Source organism: Streptomyces sp. NPDC048718, from assembly GCF_043198875.1.
In the GTDB taxonomy this organism is placed as follows: Bacteria; Actinomycetota; Actinomycetes; order Streptomycetales; family Streptomycetaceae; genus Streptomyces.
In genome coordinates, this window is sequence record NZ_JBICVG010000001.1 from 573,827 (window position 1) to 596,102 (window position 22,276).

General features: G+C 70.8%; 23 protein-coding genes. 10 read left to right on the top strand and 13 right to left on the bottom strand.

Features of this window, described 5'->3' with window-relative positions; translation table 11 throughout:
* Positions 1–92 precede the first annotated feature (92 nt).
* From ACGFRB_RS02745 to ACGFRB_RS02755, 3 genes are read right to left on the bottom strand one after another with little or no spacing between them, the layout of a single operon-like run.
* Complete coding sequence (locus ACGFRB_RS02745; RefSeq protein WP_393238048.1) at positions 93–1,334, bottom strand: tape-measure protein; 1,242 nt, start codon at positions 1,332–1,334, stop codon at positions 93–95.
* Between the two features lie 8 nt (positions 1,335–1,342).
* A complete protein-coding gene (locus ACGFRB_RS02750; protein ID WP_393238051.1) occupies positions 1,343–2,545 on the bottom strand; it encodes a phage tail protein in 1,203 nt (400 codons plus the stop codon).
* Between the two features lie 46 nt (positions 2,546–2,591).
* On the bottom strand, positions 2,592–3,275 hold the full coding sequence (locus ACGFRB_RS02755; RefSeq protein WP_393238054.1) for a hypothetical protein: 684 nt from the start codon (positions 3,273–3,275) through the stop codon (positions 2,592–2,594).
* 255 nt (positions 3,276–3,530) lie between these two features.
* Here ACGFRB_RS02755 and ACGFRB_RS02760 point away from each other — a divergent pair, with 255 nt between their 5' ends.
* Complete coding sequence (locus tag ACGFRB_RS02760) at positions 3,531–3,776, top strand: hypothetical protein (RefSeq protein WP_393238057.1); 246 nt, start codon at positions 3,531–3,533, stop codon at positions 3,774–3,776.
* Positions 3,777–3,881: 105 nt separating this feature from the next.
* On the opposite strand, the gene ACGFRB_RS02765 is transcribed toward ACGFRB_RS02760, so the two are convergent.
* Positions 3,882–4,076, bottom strand: coding sequence for a hypothetical protein (locus tag ACGFRB_RS02765; RefSeq protein WP_393238059.1), 195 nt, complete (start codon positions 4,074–4,076; stop codon positions 3,882–3,884).
* Between the two features lie 248 nt (positions 4,077–4,324).
* Between ACGFRB_RS02765 and ACGFRB_RS02770 the strand changes: the two genes are divergently transcribed.
* The gene (locus ACGFRB_RS02770; protein ID WP_393238062.1) at positions 4,325–5,140 is read left to right on the top strand and encodes a hypothetical protein; all 816 of its coding nucleotides are present in this window, start codon (positions 4,325–4,327) and stop codon (positions 5,138–5,140) included.
* Positions 5,141–5,457: 317 nt separating this feature from the next.
* On the opposite strand, the gene ACGFRB_RS02775 is transcribed toward ACGFRB_RS02770, so the two are convergent.
* The 4 genes from ACGFRB_RS02775 to ACGFRB_RS02790 form a co-directional block, all read right to left on the bottom strand.
* On the bottom strand, positions 5,458–5,793 hold the full coding sequence (locus ACGFRB_RS02775) for a hypothetical protein (RefSeq protein ID WP_393238065.1): 336 nt from the start codon (positions 5,791–5,793) through the stop codon (positions 5,458–5,460).
* Positions 5,794–5,909: 116 nt separating this feature from the next.
* Positions 5,910–6,200, bottom strand: coding sequence for a hypothetical protein (locus ACGFRB_RS02780; RefSeq protein ID WP_361236603.1), 291 nt, complete (start codon positions 6,198–6,200; stop codon positions 5,910–5,912).
* A gap of 157 nt (positions 6,201–6,357) precedes the next feature.
* Positions 6,358–6,972, bottom strand: a complete 615-nt coding sequence (locus ACGFRB_RS02785) for a phage tail protein (protein WP_363009737.1) — start codon at positions 6,970–6,972, stop codon at positions 6,358–6,360.
* 278 nt (positions 6,973–7,250) lie between these two features.
* The gene (locus ACGFRB_RS02790; protein ID WP_393238069.1) at positions 7,251–7,658 is read right to left on the bottom strand and encodes a hypothetical protein; all 408 of its coding nucleotides are present in this window, start codon (positions 7,656–7,658) and stop codon (positions 7,251–7,253) included.
* 383 nt (positions 7,659–8,041) lie between these two features.
* Here ACGFRB_RS02790 and ACGFRB_RS02795 point away from each other — a divergent pair, with 383 nt between their 5' ends.
* A complete protein-coding gene (locus ACGFRB_RS02795) occupies positions 8,042–8,968 on the top strand; it encodes a hypothetical protein (protein ID WP_393238072.1) in 927 nt (308 codons plus the stop codon).
* Positions 8,969–9,059: 91 nt separating this feature from the next.
* Here ACGFRB_RS02795 and ACGFRB_RS02800 read toward each other — a convergent pair whose 3' ends face one another.
* From ACGFRB_RS02800 to ACGFRB_RS02810, 3 genes are all read right to left on the bottom strand, one after another.
* Complete coding sequence (locus ACGFRB_RS02800) at positions 9,060–9,305, bottom strand: hypothetical protein (RefSeq protein ID WP_363009731.1); 246 nt, start codon at positions 9,303–9,305, stop codon at positions 9,060–9,062.
* Complete coding sequence (locus tag ACGFRB_RS02805) at positions 9,299–10,003, bottom strand: hypothetical protein (RefSeq protein ID WP_393238233.1); 705 nt, start codon at positions 10,001–10,003, stop codon at positions 9,299–9,301. Before ACGFRB_RS02805 ends, ACGFRB_RS02800 begins: the two co-directional genes overlap by 7 nt.
* A 187-nt stretch (positions 10,004–10,190) precedes the next feature.
* Positions 10,191–10,673, bottom strand: coding sequence for a WhiB family transcriptional regulator (locus ACGFRB_RS02810; RefSeq protein ID WP_393238075.1), 483 nt, complete (start codon positions 10,671–10,673; stop codon positions 10,191–10,193).
* Positions 10,674–10,950: 277 nt separating this feature from the next.
* Here ACGFRB_RS02810 and ACGFRB_RS02815 point away from each other — a divergent pair, with 277 nt between their 5' ends.
* The 7 genes from ACGFRB_RS02815 to ACGFRB_RS02845 all read left to right on the top strand — a co-directional run bounded on the left by ACGFRB_RS02815 (position 10,951) and on the right by ACGFRB_RS02845 (position 19,104).
* A complete protein-coding gene (locus tag ACGFRB_RS02815) occupies positions 10,951–11,382 on the top strand; it encodes a helix-turn-helix transcriptional regulator (RefSeq protein ID WP_363009727.1) in 432 nt (143 codons plus the stop codon).
* Positions 11,383–11,969: 587 nt separating this feature from the next.
* Positions 11,970–12,341, top strand: coding sequence for a 30S ribosomal protein S12 (gene rpsL / locus ACGFRB_RS02820; RefSeq protein ID WP_003948652.1), 372 nt, complete (start codon positions 11,970–11,972; stop codon positions 12,339–12,341).
* A 2-nt stretch (positions 12,342–12,343) separates the two neighbouring features.
* On the top strand, positions 12,344–12,814 hold the full coding sequence (gene rpsG, locus ACGFRB_RS02825) for a 30S ribosomal protein S7 (RefSeq protein WP_359872649.1): 471 nt from the start codon (positions 12,344–12,346) through the stop codon (positions 12,812–12,814).
* Positions 12,815–12,853: 39 nt separating this feature from the next.
* Complete coding sequence (fusA, locus tag ACGFRB_RS02830; protein ID WP_361236623.1) at positions 12,854–14,980, top strand: elongation factor G; 2,127 nt, start codon at positions 12,854–12,856, stop codon at positions 14,978–14,980.
* A gap of 146 nt (positions 14,981–15,126) precedes the next feature.
* A complete protein-coding gene (gene tuf / locus ACGFRB_RS02835; protein WP_361236626.1) occupies positions 15,127–16,320 on the top strand; it encodes an elongation factor Tu in 1,194 nt (397 codons plus the stop codon).
* Positions 16,321–16,606: 286 nt separating this feature from the next.
* Positions 16,607–17,419, top strand: a complete 813-nt coding sequence (nshR, locus tag ACGFRB_RS02840; protein WP_393238080.1) for an NshR/TsnR family 23S rRNA methyltransferase — start codon at positions 16,607–16,609, stop codon at positions 17,417–17,419.
* A 164-nt stretch (positions 17,420–17,583) separates the two neighbouring features.
* Positions 17,584–19,104 (top strand): N-acetylmuramoyl-L-alanine amidase, encoded by a 1,521-nt coding sequence (locus ACGFRB_RS02845; protein ID WP_393238083.1) that lies wholly within the window; start codon positions 17,584–17,586, stop codon positions 19,102–19,104.
* 17 nt (positions 19,105–19,121) lie between these two features.
* On the opposite strand, the gene ACGFRB_RS02850 is transcribed toward ACGFRB_RS02845, so the two are convergent.
* Both ACGFRB_RS02850 and ACGFRB_RS02855 read right to left on the bottom strand, forming a co-directional pair.
* Positions 19,122–21,212, bottom strand: coding sequence for a PIG-L family deacetylase (locus ACGFRB_RS02850; RefSeq protein ID WP_393238086.1), 2,091 nt, complete (start codon positions 21,210–21,212; stop codon positions 19,122–19,124).
* 208 nt (positions 21,213–21,420) lie between these two features.
* Positions 21,421–21,960, bottom strand: a complete 540-nt coding sequence (locus tag ACGFRB_RS02855) for a 2'-5' RNA ligase family protein (protein ID WP_393238088.1) — start codon at positions 21,958–21,960, stop codon at positions 21,421–21,423.
* Positions 21,961–22,276 lie beyond the last annotated feature (316 nt).

Sequence of the window (22,276 nt, forward strand, 5' to 3'; positions counted from 1 at the left end):
GGCGGGTGGATGGGGGCGACGTGGGGCACATGGGTGCGCCGGGCGGCGTGGGGTGCCGGCGTGCGGCGGGGATGTCGGCAGGCGGCAGGGCGTCAGCAGTGCGCGCCGGCGAGGAACAGCAGATCCTCGGCGGTCGACCGGGGACCGGCCCCCGGGTCCTCGTGGAAGTCCCGGATCCGGTGCGGCGGCCGGGGCGCCTCGGTGACCGCCGGGACACGGCGGTTCTCCAGGACGGCCAACGGGTCGATGCGGGGGGCGTCGGCGGCGCCGGGGAAGACGACACCGCCCTCGGCGAGCATCGGCAGCTTGGGGATGTCGACGCCGAAGTGTTTGCCGAGAAAGTCGAAACTCAGCTTGTTGAGGCCGTCGATGATCCAGTTGGCGAAGGCGGCGAGACCGCTGATCGGCCCCTTCACCACTCCGAGTACCGCGCTCAGACCGCCCTTGACCAGCTCGCCCATCCCGTGGAGTGCCTTGCCCAGCGCGTCCTTGGCGTGCCGGAAGAAGCCCGGCACGGACTCGGTGAAGAAGGACAGGAAGGGGTGGATCGCGCTCTTGATCCCGCCGATCGTGCGCGACGCGATGCCGCGCAGCGCGTTGAGGGCGGAAGTGACGGTGGACCGGACATGGGTGAGGCCGTCGACGGCGGCGACGACGACCTTCAGGATGGTGACGATGACGGTGAGGTAGGCCTTGAAGTAGGTCCCGACGACCGTGCCGATCACCTTGAACACCGGCTGGAGGAACTTCCAGACGGACTGGAAGCCCTTGAGGGCCTGCTGGAAGACCTGCCGCATGATCCGCTGCCCGGTCTCGGAGTTCATCGCGTACTCGATGAGCCAGCCGGCGACGGGGAGCAGGATGCCGGCGACGAAGCCGAGCGGGTTGCCGCGCATGACGACGTTGATCGCCATCATGGCGACGGAGGCGACGGTCATCACGGTGCCGAAGGTGTCCATCAGCCCGGTGACGATGTCGGTGATGGGCAGCAGCGGCAGGAGGAGGGCGAGGATGCCGCCGATGCCCGTACCGATCTTGCCGGAGCTCTTGCGGGCCCTGGCCGCCATGGTCCCGATGCGTTTGAGGCCGCTGACCGTCGCGTTCGACTGACCGAGCTTGCCGACGGCGCCGCTCGCGGCGGAGGCGTCCTGCCCGAAGGTACGGACGGACGGCGTCGCTCCCTTGGCGTCGCGGCCGAGGGCGTCGACCCCGGAGGCGGCGCGGCGTACCGAACTCAGCAGCCGCCGCACCGTCTGCTCGCCCTGCTGGGCTGCCCGCCGCAGGCCGGCGAAGGCCGAGGCGCTGCCGGCGAGCGGGTCGCGGGGTACGGCCATGGCCGTACTCATCCGCGTGCCTTCGCCAGGTACATCAGCGCGTCGGCGGTGGACTGCGGGTCACTGCCCCGGGACGCGTGATAGTGCTCGATGTGCAGCCCGGCGCCCATGCCCTGGCCCGCCTGCATCTGCGCGTGCATCCGGGCGCGGCGGGCGGTGACGGCGAGCAGCCGGTCCAGTTTGGACAGCGGGAGGACGGCCTCGGCCTCGCCGGCCTCGGCGATGATCGCGGGGACACCGCCGTTACGCGGCATGACGACACCACCGGTGGCGAGCATCGGGATGGTGGGGATGCTGACGCCGAAGGTCTTGCCGCCGACGAGGGGCACCCAGCCGGGGACGCTGACCTTGACCCGGTTGAGGGCGCCGATCATGCGGTTGATCAGGCCGATGACGGCGTTGATCGGGCCGGAGACACCGCTCTTGATGCCGTTGAACGCCCGGGACGCGATGTCCTTCAGGCCGTTCCAGATGGACGACATCTTGTCCTTGACGGCGTGGAAGGCGTTCGGGATCGCGCTCTTGATCCAGTTGATCACCGGGGTGATCACGGCCTTGATGCCGTTCCACACGCTGCTGACGACCGTCTTGATCGCCTTCAGGACGGTGGTGATGACCGTCTTCCAGATGGTCACGTAGGTCTTGATGACGGTCGCGACCGCCTTGACGACGCTGGAGATGGCCGACTTGATGCCGTTCCAGACCGTCTTGATCAGGGCGCCGGCCTTTTTCATGATCGGGCCGATGGCCTTCATGACGGAGCTGATCACCGACTTGATGACGGTGAAGGCCTTCTTCATGATCGTCTGCATCGTCTTCGAGCGGGTCGCCATCTCGACGACCTTCTCGATGAGCGGCATGAAGAGTTCGAGCAGCCGCGCCAGGAAGTTGCCCTTCATGGACTTGTTGAGCTTGTCCTGGCCCTTGGACGCCTTGCCGGCGCCGGACTCGTACTTGCCGAGCTTGCCGCCGGCGGACTCGCCGGTCTTGCCGGCTTTGGTCATGGCCTTCTCGGCCTGGTCCGAGGCGGTCTTGAGATTCTTGAGCTCCTTGGCGGAGCCCTGGGCCGCGCCCTTCACCCCGCTGACGCCCCGCCCGGCCGACGAGGCGCGCTGACCGAGGGTCGACGCGGCGCGTTCGGCGTTGGACGTGGCCGATCGGAACTGTTGCAGGGATCCGTTGGCGTTTTTCAGGGAGCTGACGAGGGACATGCGTGTCCACCTCCGCTACTGGGGGTCGATACGGCGTGGGGTGGGGTCACGAGAGCGCGGAGGTGAGCAAATGGACCTGTCGCTCCAGTCGCTGGATGTCGCTGGTGGCGTTCTGGACCTGCGCGTCGGTGCGGATACCCCGGGCCTGATTTCTGGTGCTGGCCGACCGGCGGTTCATCCGCTGGACCGTTTCCTTCAACCTGGTGATCTTGGTTTCGGCGTTGCCGACTTTGGTGTCCAGCGAGGTGATCCTGTTGTTCGCCGCGGTGATCCTTCGCTCCGCGGTCTGTATCGCGGTCCCGTGGTCGCGGATCTTCTGGGCCGCGTCGGTGGCTTTGCCCTCAAGCTCGGCGATCTTCGTGGTCGCCTCGGTGGCCTTGCCCTCAAGGGCGGTGATTTTCGCCTCCGCCCTCGCTATCCGATTGTTGGGGGAGTCCGGACCCTCACGCCGCAGGAAACCGTTCCGGTATTCCAATCCGGCCTTCTCCTTGATGAATTCCTCAAGGTTGAAGACGGAGGGGAAGGAGGCGTTGAAGGGAACCCATTCGGACTTGAAGGCGGTGAACTCCGTCTTGAAGCCATTGAATTCGGTGGCGACCCAGGTCTTCCAGTCGCCGACGACCTTGGAGTTCTCTTCCTGTTCCTTCTTCTTGTCGTATGCGTCGATCTCTTTTGTTACGGCTTGGCTGATGGCGCCGGGGAGCTCGGTCTTTGTTACGTAGTCCGTCACTTCGGGCCTCCTGTGAATGGTGCCGTCGTTAGACTGGGCGCCGAATCGCGAGGGATTTCGATACGGGGGGTTTCGTGAGTCCGTCCGCAGTGGATCTTTCGGGCGCTCTGCCCTATCTGTGCTTCTTCGCTCTCCCGCTGGGAGCGGTGGCCCTGCTGTATCTGCCGGATCTGATCCGTGACCGCAGGCTCCTGAGGAGAGGGGTCGAGATCGATGCGGAGTGCGTGGGGCGCATCCGGAGGGACGGGGGGGGGCGTGGAGCGCCTCAGCTGCGCCTTCCGGCTGGAGGGGGGCGGTGAAGTGCTCGTCACGGTGGTCAGCCCTGCGCCGGCCCCGGCGTACGGGGAGCGCCTCACGCTGATATTCGACCCGGAGCGGCCGGCTTCCGCGGCCACGGCGCAGTACCTGCGCTCCTTCAGGGTGAGGCTCCCCTACGTCTTCCTGGCGGGCTTCGTCTCTCTGGTCGCCGCCGTCGTTCTGATCGCGACGGTGTTCAGCTGACGAGTGCCGGCCGTCATCCGCCCTGGTGCGGGGCGGCGTGATCGGATGCCGGGCGCCGCGCCGCGCGACGGCGCGGTCGGGTGCGCGCCGTGGCGTGTCGTGGGTCTATGAGGCCTGGCGGGCCTCGGCCAGGGCGTCGTTCCAGCCGGCCTTGTACGCGTGGAGTTCGCGGGCCGCGAGTTCGGCGTCGACCGTGGCGAGCAGGGCGCGTTTGTCGAGGGAACCGGGGCCCTGGAGCAGTGCGTCGAGGCGGTCATGGAGCTTGCTGCCCGAGTGGTTTCCTCCGGCCTGGGACGTCATGGTGACCTGCCTTCCGACTATCGATCGTGCGTGCGAAGCATTGTCGAACAAGTGTTCGGGCTTGTCGAGCATGAAACACCTGACGTGGCGTCTTCCCGACGGCATGGGGCAGCGGTTGAACCTTGATGAGCGCCTGCGGGCGGCCCGGGTACTCTGGAGGACGCGTTCCCTGCACCTGACACAGTCGGGGGGCGAGGGGCGCGAGGGGCGCGTGGGGACCCCAGGGGGTTGGAAGGCAGTGCGGACGCATGGAAACGGAGCCGAGCGCTAGCCGGCGGGAGCAGGTCGTCGACTGGCTCGCAGCCCACCCGGACCTGCCCCATCTCTTCGCCCGGGTCGCCGAGCTCGTCCACGTCGCCGGGTGCGCCCCGGAGGACCTCGTCGTCATGCCGCGCGCCGAGGTGGACCGGCGCGAGACCACCGCGTTCACCGCCGGCTGGGCCGAGGCCGTCTCGGACGAACTCCCCCGGATACGGCGCGAGTACGAGAAGCGGGTGGCCGACGCGTACGCGCAAGGCCAGGCCGACGCGCGGGGCATCCGACAGCCCCAGCGCCGCCGGGACAATCCGGACGGCGCCCGGGTCATCGCGCTGCCCTTCGCCCGGCTGCTCGAACCGCCCGCCTCCGTGGTCCGCGCCGAAGAGCGCGTCCGCCGGGAGCGAGAGCTGTTCGAGCGGCGCGGCGACTGTGAACGCGTACCCGAGCCGGAGCCCGAACCGGATCCCGAGCCCGAGCCCGAGCCCGCGTTCGAACCCGCGCCTGAACCGGAATCCGGTACGAGGCCGGGGCCGGGGACGGGGCCGGGGACGGGGTCCGAAGCGCGGGTCGCGGCCCAGGAGAGCCGGACCCGCCGGAACCCGAAGCCGGTACGGAAGGTGGTACGCGGCAAGGGCGGGCGTCCGATCGTTCCGCCGCTCGACGGCGTGCCCGGGCAGCCCGCCGCGCGCGACGCCGAGAACGGTGAACCGGACGGACGCGCCGGCGGCCGGGGCCGTCGGCTCTCCGACCGGGCCAGGGAACTGGAGGAACGCGCACAGGACGTGCCCCCGGAGCGCGCTCCCTGACGGGAACGGGCTCCGGGGTTCGGCGAGTTCGGCTGATTCGGCGGGCTCGACGGATTCGTGAGCTTGTCGGGCCTGTCGGGTCTGTTGGGCCTGTCGGACCCGTAGGACTCGCTGGATCTGACAGACACCACCGGGCGCGACGGACCCGCCGAAGTCGACGGGCCCACCAGAGCCGCAGAGCCGCAGGGCCGACGGGCGGGCCCACCGGCCCATCGGAGCCGCCGTGCCCGCCCGCGCCCTCAGGCCCGAGCCACCAGACGCGAGCCACCAGGCCCGAGCCCGCCGACGGCCCCGTCGGCGCGGCGCGCGGGTGAGGTTCAGCCGAAGAAGCGGGCCAGAGCACCAGGGCTGACGGCCTCGCCGCCGGCTTCCAGCACGGTGCGCCCACCTTCACCCCCGGCGCCGTCCTCACCGTTCGCGCCATCCCCGTCCCCGTCCTCGTCGCCGTCCGGCGAACTCGGACGCGGGACCGGCTGCGGCGCCTCCGGCTGGTCGTCGTCCTCGCCGGTGTTGACGCAGGCGAACATCCAGTTGGAGACCGCCAGATGATCCACCGCCGCCGCGAGCAGATGGTCGGTGACCGACCACTCCGCGCCCTCGCCGTGGATCTCGCGCAGCACGGCGCTGTCGTTCGGCAGATGTTTGATCAGCACCGACAGGCGCCGGCTGGACAGCGCGCCGCGGTGCCAGTCGAGCAGGTCGGTGCCGTAATGACGGAGCAGGTCCGCCTCGAGTGCCTCGGCGTGTTCGTCGACGAACTCGACGAGGCTCAGTCTTCCCCCAGGCCGAGCCCGGTCTCCTTGCCGTAGGCCTCCAGGATGGCGGCGATGTCCTGCATGGTGATGTCGTGCTGCTCGAAGCGGGCGAACTGCGCCTCGCCCATGAGGAGTTCGAGCAGCCCGTCCACGTCGTTGTCGTCGAGCTTGCGCAGGGCCTTCGCCGTCGCGCGGGAGAGCTCGGTGGGGAGGGTGTAGGTCTCGCCGTCCAGTTCGAAACTCCAGGTGCGGCCGGCGGCCTCCTGGCGCTGGGCGCGAGCGGCGTTGACGTCGAAACGGGCCATGGTGCGTACTCCTGTGTCCGAGTGCGTGAGGTGCGGGAAGAGAGGAGAGAGGGAGAGCTGGGGAAAGGGAGAGCAGTGTGGAGCGGAGGGTGCGAGCGGGAGAGGCCCCGGGCGGGGCGGGCCGACGGTCGCCGGCCCGCCCCGCCCGGGAAGGGGATCAGCCCGCGGCGTACTGGCTGTCCTTCATGAGGAAGGTGGCCAGCGGCTTGCCGTCGCCCTTGGACATCGCGGTGAACGTGATGCCCAGCTGGGAGGCGGCCTTGCGGGCCAGCTTGATGTCGTCGGTCGCCGTCACCTGGCCGCGGGCGATCACGAAGCGGTAGGTGACCTTGTCCGTGGAGCCCGCCTTGACGTCGGTGAACTCCAGGCCGAGGGCGCGCACGTCCGCGTACGGACGCTCCGCGATCTCGTAGCGGTAGACGTCGGACGTGGCCGGCGGAACGGCCTCGGACTTGACGTCGCCGCCGCCCATGAAGAACGGCATCGTCAGCTCGTTGAACTGCAGCAGCGAGAACTTCAGCGACAGGTCACGCGCCGAGTAGATGTAGTGCACCGGGGAGACCGACTGCCACGAGTCGATGGCCTCCAGCTTGTCCTTCTTCGAGAAGGTGACACCGTCGCCGGTGGTGAAGCCCAGGTCCTTCCAGCCCGCGCCGGTCCAGTCGGTGGTGGTGTCGGTGCCGAAGGCGGTCGGGGCGGCGGTGCCGGCGTCGGCCACGAAGAGCTTGCCGATTCCGGCGACGCGGATCTCGGCGGAGTTGTTTCCTGCCATGGTGGGTTTCTCCTTGTAGAGAGGGTGGGGGCACCGCCCCGGACCGGAGGGATTCCGGTCCGGGTACGGCGAAGGCCCCGCCGGAGGGGCCGGCGAGGCCTGGTCTGTGGGGAGCGCCGGAGTGGCGCTCGGGGGTGTCGCGCGGGCGGATCCCGGGGCGGCGAGCCGCCCTGGGCGGACCCTGGGCGGACCCTGGGCGGGCCGTGGGCGGGCCCTGCGCGGGAGGTCCCGGGGTACGGGACGGGCGCGGGGCGCGTGTCGTCCGGGCGCGATCCGGTCTAGAAGACGGTCAGCGCGAGCTGGATGACGCAGAGGTAGCGATTGGCGCCGCGGTACAGGTAGTCGGGCATCCAGCGCGGGCCGTCCATCTCCTCCACGTCCTGGACGAGATTGACGCCGACCTGCTTGCCGATGGTGGCGAGCAGCGCCCGGCGGGCCGCGTTGGCGAGGATGTGGGCCGCGTTCTTGGTCGGGCCGTACACCTCGAACTCGATCAGCGGCTTGTCGACGTGCAGATCGCCGATCCAGGCGCCGCCGCGGCGGTTGACCAGGACGGTGTTCTGCGTGCCGTCGAAACCGGTGGGCGCCTGGACGGCGACCGTGACGCCGGCCAGCGCCGGGTCGGCCTTGAGGACGTCGACGACCAGCTTCTCGACGTCCGGGAACGCACTCGGGGGAGTGGTCATGACTGCTCCTCGGGGTCCTCGGGAGGGGAAGGGCGGGCGGCCGTCCGGGGCGCTCGACGCGGGGGAGGGGGCGAGGGGCGCGGAGCGCGCCCGGACGGCGAACGGCGAAGCCGCCGCCCGTCCTACGGGCGCAGCTCCGCCGCTGCACCAACTGTGACAGAGAGCGTGCGCGCACGCAACTAGTTCGGGATCCGATCGCTCACCCGATCGGGACCACGACCGTCCGGCCGCTTGCCCGACCCCTCACCGGACCCTTGAAAGCCCAGCTCAGGGGCCTGATAGTGGGGCAGCCCACCCGGCGGGCCGCCGTCTGCCGCGCGCCGAACCAGGAGCCGTCCGTGCCCTCCGTACCCCCTGTGCCCCCTGCACCCCCTGTCCCCACTGTGCCCTCGACCGCGTCCGAACCGTCCCCGCCGCCGGTACGTGCCGCCCCCGCCGCCCGCCGCCCCCGTCTGCTCTACGTCACCGACCTCGCCTATCCGGCCCGCGGCCGGCGCTACTGCGACGAGGACATCGACCTCACCGCCCGGCTCCGCGCCGACTTCGACCTCGCCCTGTGCCACCCGCGCGACGCCGCCGCCCTCATGGACGGCTTCGACGCCGTGGTCGTCCGCAACAGCGGCCCCGTCCTGCACTACCAGGACGACTACGACGCCTTCCGCGCCGCCGCGACCGCGCGCGGCATCCGCGTCTACAACCCGCCGCACGGGCGCGCCGACATGGCGGGCAAGCAGTACCTGCTCGACCTCACCGCCGCCGGATACCCCGTCATCCCCACCGTCGACCGCGCCGAGCACGCCGACCGGCTGCCCGCGGCCGAGCTGTACGCGGTCAAGCCCAAGGCGGGCGCCGACTCCATAGGGCTGCGCTTCCTGCCGTACGAGGAACTCGCCGCGCTCGACGACCACGCCGCCGCCGGCACGCTCCTCCTCCAGCCCCGGATCGACTTCCTCCACGAGGTGTCCTTCTACTTCGTGGACGACCGCTTCCAGTACGCGCTGTACGCCCCCGACCCCGAGCGCCGCTGGGTTCTGGAGCCGTACGAGCCGACCGAGGACGATCTGCGCTTCGCCCGCCGCTTCATCGGCTGGAACACCCTCGACCACGGCATCCAGCGCGTCGACGCCTGCCGGACCCGGGAGGGCGCGCTGCTCCTCGTCGAGCTGGAGGACCTCAACCCGTATCTCTCCCTCGACCGGGTCGCGGAGCCCGTACGGGAACGTTTCGTCGCCGACCTGACGGAGTCGCTGCACGCGTTCCTCGCGATCCGAGGCCCGAGATCTGACGACGCGACGCGGCGGGGGATGTGACGGTGAGGTGATCCGGCGGTGAGGTGAGACGACGAAGCGCCCCGTGTCTCGTCCGAGAGACACGGGGCGCTTCAGTGCGGCATATGCCGGATCAGGCGGTACGGGGCCGGCGCCGCGCCGCGCGTTCCGCCGCGAAGACGTCCTCCAGCCGGAACAACTGCGCCCGTCCCGCCTTGCCCGCCGCCCGCAGATGGCCCAGCTGGACCCACTTGCGGATGGTCGCCGGGGCGACGCCCGCCTCCTCGGCGGCGAGCGGCCCCGGGATCAGGGCCGGCAGGCCCGGCAGGCCCGACAGGGACCGTGTGGCCGGCGCGGTCGCCGCCGTCGAACTCAGCATGAGGTCTCCGTCGTGTCGTCCATCGCCGCTTCGATCTCGTCCGTACGGGCCCCCGACGCGTCCGCCAGCTCCGCCCACCGCTCCTCGGGCCACAGATGCCGGTAGGCCGGGTCGTCCTGGCAGCCGCACGCCGGGTCCGTGCACAGGCACGCCGGGTTCACGCACAGCACCGCCCGCCGGTCCGGGAAGGCCCGCAGCGAGACCGAGTCGCACCACGGGCAGCGTCCCGAGACCCGTACGACCGTCTCCGCGTCGCCCAGCGTCCGCGCGCAGCGGCGGGCCATGCGGCGGATCTCGTCCCGTACGTGCCGGGCGAGCACGGGGTACGCGGCGACCGCGTCCCGCAGACCGACGATCCGGCGCAGCCGCTCCACGACCCCCGCCCGGCGCGGCCGGGGGAGTCCGAGCCGGGCGCATACCGCCTCCTCCAGCTCCACCACGCCGTCGGTGATGTCGCGGATGGCGTCGGAGACATGCAGCCGGATGGGCGCGGCACCGTGCCCGGGGACGACCAGACCGTGCCGCTGTTCCAGCAGCAGCGCCTCGCGCCGCTCGGCGCGGATCAGTTCGTCGTGGCCAGGGCGCGGGGCGGTGGCGGGAGCGGCCGGGGCGGGCCCCCGGCGACCGGGCGCCAGCTCCTCGGCCAGCTCGGGGAACTGGCGTACGAGGGAGGCGGCCCACAACGTGAGGTCCCGCATCACCCGCTCGTCCGCCGAGTGGCCGCCCACCGGGGTCGCGGGGTGTCCGGCCACCGGGTGGCCGTCGGCCGGGGCCGCCAGGTGCCCGTCGGTCGGGGCCGCCGGCTGTCCGTCCGCCGGATGCCCGCTTGTCGCCGTCCGTCCGTCGGTGTCGCGCGGCGGCCGCGCCGCGCCCGTACCGGATCGCTCAGCCACGGTTGCCTCCGGAGGTGAGGCCGGCCAGGTGGTCCGGACGGCTTGTGCGGGCCGGAAGGGCCTGGTGGGTCTGGTGGGTCTGGTGGGTCTGGTGGGTCTGGTGGGACGGCCGGATCGAAAGGCCCGGGCGCTGGGACCGGTTCGGGCCGGCGGCGGCCGGCGCCCCGTCGGCTGCGGCGACCCCGCCCGCGCCGGTCACGTCGGTCCCGTCGGCCGTATCGATCCCGGCCGCCCCGCCGCGCCCGCGGCGCGGCCGTACCGGACGTCCGTTGCGCCACAGACGGCCCGCGCAGACGCCGTCGAACCAGCTCTCGGCCGGGGCGACGACCGTCTCGCACTCGCGGCTCACGGGGCAGACGGCGCAGGCCCGCAGGGCCGGGGCCGCCTCCTTGCCGCGCCGGGAGAAGACGACGGTCGGGGAGAGGCCGGCGCACGCGGCGGTGGCCTGCCAGGGGGAGGTGTCGGGCTGCTGCAAGGTGTTCTCCACGGTCCGGGCCCCCGCCCCGGGGGCCGGGGGCCCACGGACTCGGGAGGCCGACGAGTGCGGCGCCGAGCACGATAAGCATGTTGCGTGCGAGCGCGCAACCAACTTCTTTCCGAAGGGATGGTGATCCCTTTGCGACCCCCCGCTCACCTTCCGTATTTCTTCACTGATTCGTCACGGTTGCGTGCCCGAAAGCACGTAATTCTGTGCGCGCAAGCACGCTAAGGTAAGGGGCCCGTAAGGGTGGGGGAGTGAGGGAGCAGGACACATGAGCACTCAAGGACTCGACGAGTTCGCGGGCTGGGTCGAGGGACTGATGCGGGCTCGCGGCTACGACATCGACAGCCCCCGGGGCGGCGGGAAGTCGCGGATCGCCGACGAGGCCGGCGTGCACCGCGCCGCCGTGACCCGGCTGCTGCAGCGGCAGAGCATGCCCGACCTGGAGACCATGCGCAGGATCGCCCCGCTCCTCGGGGTGTCGGTCCGCGACATGCTCATCCGGTCCGGGCGGGTGACCCCGGAGGAGCTGCCGCTGGCCGCGGATCTGCTGCCGCCGGGCGACTGGCAGCCGACCATGGAGGACTTCGCGCGCTGGCTCGGCGTCCCCGACGAGCGGATGGGCGTCTTCGTCAAGGTCGTCAATCAGTTCCTCGACCCCGAGGTGGACGAGCCCGGCACCCGCCGCGCCGCCCAGGACTGATCCGAGGGGCGACGGGTTCCGGCCACCGGCCCCGGCGGCCGTACCCCGTCACGCCCACCGTCACGTCCACCGGCCACATCTGTCGGCCGCGCCCACCCGCCCCCGATTCCGGGCCCCCGCGGCACCCCCGCCCGGAACCTCTCATTCCGTGCAGGTGCCCCCCGGGGCCCCGTTCGGTCCCTTTCCCGCCTCCAGGCCTCCCCGGGACCCCCACGGTCGCCCACAGAGCCCCCACGGGCCCTCTCGGGGTCCCTCGGGGGGTCACCGGAGCCTCGGGGGAGGATTGATGGAGGGTCGGTCCCAGGCGCGCCCCGGGCCGCCGTTTCGGCCGACCGCCCGGGGTTCTGCCTGCGTGGGCATTTGTTTTGACCGGAGTGCATGCGGTAGGTACGCTCATGCCTTGTGCCTGGGGTGTGCCCGGAGCCGAGTGCGTGTCCTCAACCGCACACAAGGTTCCGAAACCGGCCACCGCGATCCGCACCTTTCCGCCCTCGGTGGAGGGTCCGCGTGATTCGACACACCCGACCGCGTGGGTCGGCGACGTTCCAGGTTAGCTTTACGATCGGCACACAGAAACCGGAGAAGTAGTGCCTACGATCCAGCAGCTGGTCCGGAAGGGCCGGCAGGACAAGGTCGAGAAGAACAAGACGCCCGCACTTGAGGGTTCCCCTCAGCGCCGCGGCGTCTGCACGCGTGTGTTCACGACCACCCCGAAGAAGCCGAACTCGGCCCTCCGTAAGGTCGCGCGTGTGCGTCTGACCTCCGGTATCGAGGTCACGGCCTACATTCCGGGTGAGGGACACAACCTGCAGGAGCACTCCATCGTGCTCGTGCGTGGTGGCCGTGTGAAGGACCTGCCGGGTGTTCGTTACAAGATCATCCGCGGTTCGCTTGACACCCAGGGTGTCAAGAACCGCAAGCAGGCTCGCAGCCGCTACGGCGCCAAGAAGGAGAAGTAAGAATGCCTCGTAAGGGCCCCGCCCCGAAGCGCCCGGTCATCATCGACCCGGTCTACAGCTCTCCTCTTGTCACCTCGCTGATCAACAAGATCCTGCTGGACGGCAAGCGTTCCACCGCCGAGCGCATCGTGTACGGCGCCATGGAGGGTCTTCGTGAGAAGACCGGCCAGGACCCGGTCATCACGCTGAAGCGCGCTCTCGAGAACGTCAAGCCGTCCCTCGAGGTCAAGTCCCGCCGTGTCGGTGGCGCCACCTACCAGGTGCCGATCGAGGTCAAGCCGGGTCGTGCCTCCACCCTCGCGCTGCGCTGGCTGGTCGGTTACTCCCGCGCCCGTCGCGAGAAGACCATGACCGAGCGCCTCATGAACGAGCTCCTCGACGCCTCGAACGGCCTCGGTGCTGCCGTCAAGAAGCGCGAGGACACGCACAAGATGGCCGAGTCCAACAAGGCCTTCGCGCACTACCGCTGGTAGTCGCAACCCACATCGAGACCGAGAGAAGACTGAAGCCTTATGGCTACCACTTCGCTTGACCTGGCCAAGGTGCGCAACATCGGCATCATGGCCCACATCGACGCGGGCAAGACGACCACCACCGAGCGGATCCTGTTCTACACCGGCGTTTCGTACAAGATCGGTGAGGTCCACGACGGCGCCGCCACGATGGACTGGATGGAGCAGGAGCAGGAGCGTGGCATCACGATCACGTCCGCTGCCACCACCTGCCACTGGCCGCTCGAGGACGTCGATCACACGATCAACATCATCGACACGCCGGGTCACGTCGACTTCACCGTCGAGGTGGAGCGTTCGCTGCGCGTGCTCGACGGTGCTGTCACCGTGTTCGACGGCGTCGCCGGCGTCGAGCCCCAGTCCGAGACTGTCTGGCGTCAGGCGGACCGCTACGGCGTTCCGCGTATCTGCTTCGTCAACAAGCTCGACCGTACGGGTGCCGACTTCCTCCGCTGCGTGGGCATGATCGACGAGCGCCTCGGCGCGACCCCGATCGTCATGCAGCTCCCGATCGGTGCCGAGGCCGACTTCCAGGGTGTCGTCGACCTCGTCCGCATGAAGGCTCTCGTCTGGTCCGCCGACGCGAGCAAGGGCGAGATGTACGACATCGTCGACATCCCGGCCGACATGCAGGAGCTCGCCGAGGAGTACCGCGGCAAGCTGCTCGAGGGTGTCGCCGAGAACGACGACGAGATCATGGAGATGTTCCTGGAGGGCACCGAGCCCACCGAGGAGCAGCTCTACGCGGCCGTCCGCCGCATCACGATCGCGTCGGGTTCGAAGGACTCCACCACGGTCACCCCGGTGTTCTGTGGCACCGCGTTCAAGAACAAGGGCGTTCAGCCCCTGCTCGACGCCGTCGTGCGCTTCCTCCCCTCGCCGCTCGACGTCGAGGCCATCGAGGGCCAGGACGTCAAGGACGCCGAGAAGGTCATCCTTCGCAAGCCGTCCGAGGACGAGCCGCTGGCCGCTCTCGCGTTCAAGATCGCGAGCGACCCGCACCTCGGCAAGCTCACCTTCGTCCGGGTTTACTCGGGCCGCATGGAGGCCGGCACCGCGGTGCTGAACTCCGTGAAGGGCAAGAAGGAGCGCATCGGCAAGATCTACCGTATGCACGCGAACAAGCGTGAGGAGATCGCGTCGGTGGGCGCCGGTGACATCGTCGCCGTCATGGGTCTGAAGCAGACCACCACTGGTGAGACGCTGTGTGACGACAAGGCCCCGGTCATCCTGGAGTCCATGGACTTCCCGGCGCCGGTCATCCAGGTCGCCATCGAGCCCAAGTCCAAGGGTGACCAGGAGAAGCTGGGTGTCGCCATCCAGCGTCTCGCGGAGGAGGACCCCTCCTTCCAGGTTCACTCGGACGAGGAGACCGGCCAGACCATCATCGGTGGTATGGGCGAGCTTCACCTCGACATCCTCGTCGACCGTATGCGTCGCGAGTTCAAGGTCGAGGCGAACGTCGGCAAGCCGCAGGTCGCGTACCGCGAGACGATCCGCAAGGCCGTCGAGCGCGTGGACTTCACCCACAAGAAGCAGACCGGTGGTACCGGTCAGTTCGCCAAGGTGCAGATCGCGATCGAGCCGATCGAGGCCGGCGAGGCCTCGTACGAGTTCGTGAACAAGGTCACCGGTGGCCGCATCCCCAAGGAGTACATCCCCTCGGTGGACGCGGGTGCGCAGGAGGCCATGCAGTTCGGCATCCTGGCGGGCTACGAGATGACCGGTGTCCGTGTCATCCTGCTCGACGGTGCCTACCACGAGGTCGACTCCTCCGAGCTCGCCTTCAAGATCGCCGGTTCGCAGGCCTTCAAGGAGGCCGCGCGCAAGGCGTCCCCCGTGCTCCTCGAGCCGATGATGGCCGTCGAGGTCACCACGCCCGATGACTACATGGGCGAGGTCGTCGGCGACATCAACTCCCGCCGTGGCCAGATCCAGGCCATGGAGGAGCGTCACGGTGCTCGCATCGTGAAGGGCCTCGTGCCTCTGTCGGAGATGTTCGGCTACGTCGGAGACCTCCGCAGCAAGACCTCGGGTCGCGCAAGCTACTCGATGCAGTTCGACTCCTACGCCGAGGTTCCGCGGAACGTCGCCGAGGAGATCATCGCGAAGGCCAAGGGCGAGTAACGCTCCGCGTTTCCACGCTTTAGGCTTGACACCGACCGCCGGGGAAGGACCCGGAAGGGGAGATCCCCGGCGGACGGCACCCCAGCAAAGATCATCCTGGCGCCGATGAAGCAAGGCGTTCAGAACCACTCCACAGGAGGACCCCAGTGGCGAAGGCGAAGTTCGAGCGGACTAAGCCGCACGTCAACATCGGCACCATCGGTCACATCGACCACGGTAAGACGACCCTCACGGCCGCCATTACCAAGGTGCTGCACGACGCGTACCCGGAGCTGAACGAGGCCTCGGCGTTCGACCAGATCGACAAGGCTCCCGAGGAGCGCCAGCGCGGTATCACGATCTCGATCGCGCACGTCGAGTACCAGACCGAGTCGCGTCACTACGCGCACGTCGACTGCCCCGGTCACGCCGACTACATCAAGAACATGATCACCGGTGCGGCCCAGATGGACGGCGCCATCCTCGTGGTCGCCGCCACCGACGGCCCGATGCCGCAGACCAAGGAGCACGTGCTCCTGGCCCGCCAGGTCGGCGTTCCGTACATCGTCGTCGCCCTGAACAAGGCCGACATGGTGGACGACGAGGAGATCCTGGAGCTCGTCGAGCTCGAGGTCCGTGAGCTCCTCACCGAGTACGAGTTCCCGGGCGACGACCTGCCGGTCGTCCGCGTCTCCGCGCTCAAGGCCCTCGAGGGCGACAAGGAGTGGGGCGAGAAGCTCCTCGGCCTCATGAAGGCCGTCGACGAGTCGATCCCGCAGCCCGAGCGTGACGTCGACAAGCCGTTCCTGATGCCGATCGAGGACGTCTTCACGATCACCGGTCGTGGCACCGTCGTCACCGGTCGTATCGAGCGTGGTGTCCTCAAGGTCAACGAGACCGTCGACATCATCGGCATCAAGACCGAGAAGACCACCACCACGGTCACCGGTATCGAGATGTTCCGCAAGCTGCTCGACGAGGGCCAGGCCGGTGAGAACGTCGGTCTGCTCCTCCGTGGCATCAAGCGCGAGGATGTCGAGCGCGGCCAGGTCATCATCAAGCCCGGTTCGGTCACCCCGCACACCGAGTTCGAGGCCCAGGCCTACATCCTGTCGAAGGACGAGGGTGGCCGTCACACCCCGTTCTTCAACAACTACCGCCCGCAGTTCTACTTCCGTACCACGGACGTGACCGGCGTCGTGACCCTCCCCGAGGGCACCGAGATGGTCATGCCGGGCGACAACACCTCCATGACCGTCGCGCTGATCCAGCCCGTCGCCATGGAGGAGGGCCTCAAGTTCGCCATCCGTGAGGGTGGCCGGACCGTCGGCGCCGGCCAGGTCGTCAAGATCAACAAGTAAGTCCGCTTGCTTGTGGCTTGATTGACCGGGTGGCTCCGTAGGAGCGCTCGAATCACGCGAAGGGCCCGTACGACTCCGGTCGTACGGGCCCTTTGTCGTACCCGGGATCCTGGACGCTCCGTCCCGAGGGTCCCGTGCCCCGGTGTCTCGCGCTCCGGGCATTTCCCGCGTGGGGAATGCGGAAAAGCAGGGTTTCGCCAGGGAAAACAATTCGGGAGCGGGGTCCTCGCCGGCCGCTCCCGAAAGGGTCCGAATCGGTCACAACCCCTGTGCTAACGTCTCCGTCGTGCCCAATCTTGACGTTATTGTCGACCGTTCCGACCCCGCGGTGCAGCGCATCGTCGATGTGACCAAGCCTTCCCGGTCCGTCGTGCGTACGGTGCTGATCGAGGACATCGAGCCCCTGCTGCAGAGCATCCGCGCGGGGGTCGAGTTCGCCGAGGTCTACGGTCTCGACACCGTGCCGGTGCCGGGCGACCTGCTCGACGCGTGCGAAAAGCGCGGAATTCCGGTGCGGCTGCTCTCCGCCACGGTCGCGAATCAGGTTTTCAAGACCGAGAAGAAGCCCAAGGTCTTCGGTATCGCCAAGGTTCCGCCGGCCGGCCGATTCGCGGATCTGGAGAGCCTCGCCGGTGATGTCGTCCTGCTCGACGGCGTGAAGATCGTCGGCAACATCGGCGCCATCGTGCGGACCGCGTTCGCGCTCGGTGCCGCCGGTGTCGTCCTGGTCGACAGCGGTCTCGGCACCATCGCCGACCGCCGTCTCATCCGCGCCAGCCGCGGCTACGTGTTCTCCCTGCCGATCGTCCTCGCGTCGCGCGACGAGGCGCTGGCCTACTTCGGCGGCAGCGGGATGCGCCCGGTGGTCTTCGAGGCCGACGGCAAGCTCTCCGCGAGCGAGCTCGACGGCATCGACGAGCGGCTCGTGCTCGTCTTCGGCAGCGAGAAGACCGGCCCGTCGGGCTCGTTCGCCGGGGTCGCCGCCGAGACGGTGTCCATCCCGATGAACCCCGCCGCCGAATCGCTCAACGTCTCCGTCTCGGCCGGCATCGCCCTGCACGGCCGGGCCCGCCGCAACCTCGCGGCCGCCGCCGGCTGACCGGCCTCCGGCGCGCGTGCGCGTCCACACGGCTCCCGGGCCCGCCTTCCTTCGTGGGAAGGCGGGCCCGCTTCGTGCCGTATCCCGTTCGTCCCGTATCTGATGTCCCGTAACGTACGCGCACATCAGGCGTGGCACGGGCGGTTCGAGCGGGTGGAGGAATCGTGGCAGCGGTTGGACGGGCACGCGCGCGTACGCGCGGGGGATCGGGCACCCGGGTTCGTCGTACGGCCGTGGGGGCGGCGCTCGCGGCCACCGTGCTGCTGGCCCCGCAGGCCGCCGCGTACGGGGTGGGCGGAGGCGACGGCGGCGCGGGGTCCGTGTCGGCGTACGACCTCGGGCGCGACCACGACCTCGACCACGACCTGCCGGGCGGGATCCGCACGCTCGGTCTGACCGGCCAGGGGAATGGGGGAGCGGTCCTCGGCCGGCAGCGTACGGAGCCGTTCCGGTTGCTCGGCGTGACCTGGGACGATCCTCGGGCCGAGGTCCCGGGCCCGATCGAGGTCCGCACCCGCGACCTGGTGACCGGCCTCTGGTCCGACTGGACCGAGCTGGACCGGCACCCCGCGGGCCTGGACGGCGAACGGTCGGCCGGCCGCGGCTCGACCGAGCCCCTGTGGGTCGGACCCTCCGACGGCGTCGAGGCCCGCCTCGGGGGCGCCCGGGGCGAGAGCGGTCGCGGCGATGGCGTGGACGGCACGGCCGCGGCCCCGCTGCCCGCCGGTCTCCGGGTGAACCTGATCGACCCCCGGAGCGCGAGCGGGGAAACCGCCGCCGGACGGGCGGGGACCAGGGCGGGCAGCGACCCGGACGGCTCTCCCCGCACCGAGGACGCCGGCACCAAGGCGGGCGACGGCGCGAACGGCGCGCCCGCCGCCGAGGACTCCCCGACCGTCCCGCCGAGCCGACCCGGCCCGTCGTCCACGGCCGCGCGCCCCCGGGTCGTCACCCGCGCCGAGTGGGGCGCCGACGAGTCCGAGGTCACCGAACCGGCGATCTATCTGCCGGCCGGCCGGATCAAGGCCGCGTTCGTCCACCACACCGACAGCCGCCCGTACGAGTGCTCCCAGTCCGCGAGCATCATCCAGGGCATCCTCGACTACCACGTCCGCGTCGAGGGATGGCGGGACATCGGCTACAACTTCCTCGTCGACAAGTGCGGCACGATCTACGAGGGCCGCAAGGGCGGCATCGACCAGCCGGTGCACGGCGCCCACACCTACGGCTGGAACGCGCAGACCACCGGCATCGCCGTGATCGGCGACTTCTCGGCCGAGGGCGCACCGCAGGCCGCGCTCGCCTCGGTGGCGCGGATCATCGCGTACAAGCTCGGCCAGTACCGGGTCGATCCGGCCGGCCGGACGACCCTGACCTCCGGCGCCAACCAGACGGTGGGTACGCACAAGTACGTGGAGGGCGATCCGTACACCTTCGACGCGATCTCCGGGCACCGTGACGGCTTCGCCACCGCCTGCCCGGGCGACGGGCTCTACGGGCAGCTGAACACGATCCGCGGATACGCCGCCCCCGGCCGGATCAGGGGCAACGGACCCGGGACCGACGTCGGCAACGGCATCGGGACCGCCATCGGGAGCGCCATGGGGAGCGGGATCGGGAGCCCGTCGGAGAGCGGTCCGGCGTCCTTCGGCGGCCGGTACGAGGCCGTGCTGCCGCGCTTCTGAGCGCGCGTCATCCGCCGTTACGCGGAGGGTGATGGGGGGCGCCAGATCCACGGCCGGGCGTCCGCGCCCATGCCGACCGCGAGCGCCCCTCCGCCCGCGCTCTCCATCCACAGCGCGGTGTCGCCGACCGGTGTCGCCCCTCGCGTACGGACGGACAGCCGGCCGTTGTGGTGCAGCTGGACCCGGCCGTGGTCGTCCAGGCCGAGCAGTACCGGTCCGGGGGCGGCGGCGAGAGCCCCGTACCCCTCGAAGGCGGGCACGGGCCGGACCCCGGCCCCTGGTGCCACGCGCAGCCGGCCCTCGGCGGGCGCCCGGTAGTAGACCGCCAGGTCCCGCGGGCCGGGTCCGGGGACCGCCGCGACGGGATCGCCCGCCAGGGGCAGCGGCGCGGCGGGGGAGCCGTCCACCCACTGCCGTACCGCCGTCCGCCCCGCCGCCAGAAGCCGTACTCGGCCCGCACCGTCGACGAGCGCGGTCAGCCCGTCCTGGACGCCCTCGCCCGAACCCTTGCCCGGCCCCTCGCCGGAGCCCGTGCCGGAGGCCTCGCCGCTGCCGGGCAGGGTCCGCCACGGGCCCCAGGCGCCGTCGGCGGACCGGACCCGGGTCGAGACGCCCTTGTCCGCGTTCCGTACGAACAGATGGACCCGGCCGTCCGGCGCGGCGACCGCCACCGGCGCGCCGATCCGGCGGCCCCGGTCGTCCCCGCGCTCCGGGTTGCCGAGCCCCCGCCACGCGCTGAACTCCCCACCGGTAGACCGCTGTTCGAGTAGCACCACCTCGCGCCGGTCCGGCCCGCCGCGCCCGCTGAGCGCCGAGATCCGCACCCCGAACAGCAGCAGCCGCCCGTCGCCGAGGATCGCCTGGCCGAGCGCGGGCGTCAGTGGCCCGCCGCCCAGGTCCGTCGGTTCGCCCCACACCCCGGACCGGGGCGCGGTCTCGCGCCAGCGGGCCATCCGCAGCCCCAGCACCCCGTACGCGGCGAGCCGGCCGTCCGGCTCCCCGGCGAGCACCGGGCGGGCGCCGGGCCAGCGGTGGTGGGTGGCGCGCACCCAGCCCTTGCGGTTGGTCAGCGGCCGGCCGCCGCCCTGTCCGTAGTCGCCGCAGCCGGACGGATCGCCGCAGTCCCAGGACGGGTCGCCGCCGTACGGGACGAGGTGGGCGGCCTTCTCCGCGAGGACGCGGGGCGGGAGGTTCTTGGGCCAGTGCCGGTTGTAGTAGCCGCGGAACGCCGTCGTCGTGAACGCGGGCACCGGCCCGCCTCCGGCGGTCGCGTCGGCCACCCAGCGCAGCAGCGCCGCCCAGGTGAAGCAGGCGACGGCGGTGTGGTCGCCGTGGTCGGAGTAGCCGGGCTGCTCGCTGTCGCGCCGCGCGGCGGCGAGGTTCCCGTGCTGGATGTCGGGGTCCGGGTCGAGGGTGTGCACGACGGTCGGGCGGTACGCGGCGAACAGTCCGGCCAGCACCTCGACCAGCCGGTCGTGGTCGTAGGTGTCGGAACGGAGGACGGGGGAGCCCGCGGACAGCTGGGTGCGCAGCTCCAGGGCGCGGTCCTCCCACAGGGCGGGCACGGCCATGGAGTGGCGGGGGTGGTGCATCGGCAGGTTGAGGAAGACCAGCTCGACGCGGCGGCCCGCGTGCTCCAGGGTGTCGGCCTCCGCGTGCCGCCCGCCGGCGAGGCCGAGGGACCGGCGCTGCCAGGCGGTGAACTTGTTCAGTCCGAGCGCTTCGGCATATGCCTGCCGCAGGCCCTGGTGACGTGCGGCGGAGTAGGCGGCCTTGTCGACGGAGACGGGCGGCTTGCCGGGGAGCCCGTTCCTGCCGTTGTGCTCACCGGCGGTGACATAGACCGAGACCACCGGCACCCCGGCGTCGAGCAGCCGCTGCGTGTCGGGGTTCATGAAGAACAGATCGTCGTCCGGGTGCGCCGCGACCTGGAGCAGCAGCGCCCGGCGGTTCGTCGCGATGGGCCGTCCCGGCGCCGGATCGGCGGAGCGGACGGGCGCCGGCGGTACGGGTACGGAGCAGCCCGCGAGGGTCAGGGAGGCCGCGGCCGCCGCCCCGCCGGCCACGCCCGCGAGCAGCGTCCGGCGCGCCACTGTTCGGTTGTCCACCTGGTCCTCGGTCCCCCCGTGAGCGGCGCCGCGCTTCCCGCCGACCGCCGCGTGCGTGCCACCGGTACTGGTCGGGCACCGGCCGTGTGCGCCCGGCAAGACGGGAATTCCGGGGGAGGGGTTCAGCGGGCGGGGATTCCTTCACCCGGGGGTGTGAAGGGGAGGGGCGGCCGGAGCCGGCGGGACCCTCGGGGGAGCGGCCGCCTCCTCAGGGCCCGGCGCCGAGCGGTACGGCCGCCCGTACCCGCATGGGCCCGTCGCCGCGCCGGGCGAGCAGCACCAGCTCCTCCACGCGGACGGTGGCCGTACCCAGCAGCGCGGCGCACTCGGCGGCGAGGATCGCGGGTTCGGGGCTGCGCCCCAGGGACAGGTGCGGGGTGTACGGCCGGGGGTCGGCGCAGTCGGGGAACCGTTCCTCCAGCGCCGTGCGCAGCCGTACCCACGGCTCCAGGCCCGCCGCGGCAGGGTCGAGCCAGACCGTGGCGTCGTACCGGTGCCGGAACCAGCGCACCCCCGCGAGCCGCGCTTCGAACGGCGGGCACGCGGCGAGCGCGTCCGCGACCAGCACCGCCGCCCGCTCGAAGGCGCCCTCCGGCACGAACCCGTACACGACGTTCACGTGCGGTGGCCAGCGCCGGATCTGCCGGTCGTGCACCCGCCGGATCGCTTGGATCCCCGGCCACAGCGGCTCCGGCGGCAGCCAGGCGAGCGCGGTCCGGTAGGTCGGGCCGGCGGCGATGTCCACCATGCCTCCAGTGTCGATCGCCCGTCTGTGCGGATCAGCGAGGACTCTCGGGCGCCGCCGGGCGGCTCGCGTCCGTGCGCACGGTGTCGCCATGAGCGGCAACGACGCGGACCCACGCGGGTGACGCCATCCGTACGACGATCCGATGGACGCCGTGGCATATGCGCCCCCGCCCACCTCGCGCACGCCCCCGTCGCGCCCCGCCCCCACCCTGTGTGTACCTCAGCGTGACGTGGGGTACAGTCTTCGACCCGATTGGCGGTCGGCCGACCCCGTATGGCAGACTGGCGTGGTTGCTCGGTTGAGTACCGATGCTGCG

Coding starts and splice junctions, on each gene's coding strand:
- ACGFRB_RS02745 (WP_393238048.1), bottom strand. CDS start 1,334: ATGGCCGTACCCCGCGACCCGCTCGCCGGCAGCGCCTCGGCCTTCGCC.
- ACGFRB_RS02750 (WP_393238051.1), bottom strand. CDS start 2,545: ATGTCCCTCGTCAGCTCCCTGAAAAACGCCAACGGATCCCTGCAACAG.
- ACGFRB_RS02765 (WP_393238059.1), bottom strand. CDS start 4,076: ATGACGTCCCAGGCCGGAGGAAACCACTCGGGCAGCAAGCTCCATGAC.
- ACGFRB_RS02770 (WP_393238062.1), top strand. CDS start 4,325: ATGGAAACGGAGCCGAGCGCTAGCCGGCGGGAGCAGGTCGTCGACTGG.
- ACGFRB_RS02780 (WP_361236603.1), bottom strand. CDS start 6,200: ATGGCCCGTTTCGACGTCAACGCCGCTCGCGCCCAGCGCCAGGAGGCC.
- ACGFRB_RS02785 (WP_363009737.1), bottom strand. CDS start 6,972: ATGGCAGGAAACAACTCCGCCGAGATCCGCGTCGCCGGAATCGGCAAG.
- ACGFRB_RS02790 (WP_393238069.1), bottom strand. CDS start 7,658: ATGACCACTCCCCCGAGTGCGTTCCCGGACGTCGAGAAGCTGGTCGTC.
- ACGFRB_RS02800 (WP_363009731.1), bottom strand. CDS start 9,305: ATGCTGAGTTCGACGGCGGCGACCGCGCCGGCCACACGGTCCCTGTCG.
- ACGFRB_RS02805 (WP_393238233.1), bottom strand. CDS start 10,003: ATGCGGGACCTCACGTTGTGGGCCGCCTCCCTCGTACGCCAGTTCCCC.
- ACGFRB_RS02815 (WP_363009727.1), top strand. CDS start 10,951: ATGAGCACTCAAGGACTCGACGAGTTCGCGGGCTGGGTCGAGGGACTG.
- rpsG (WP_359872649.1), top strand. CDS start 12,344: ATGCCTCGTAAGGGCCCCGCCCCGAAGCGCCCGGTCATCATCGACCCG.
- fusA (WP_361236623.1), top strand. CDS start 12,854: ATGGCTACCACTTCGCTTGACCTGGCCAAGGTGCGCAACATCGGCATC.
- ACGFRB_RS02855 (WP_393238088.1), bottom strand. CDS start 21,960: ATGGTGGACATCGCCGCCGGCCCGACCTACCGGACCGCGCTCGCCTGG.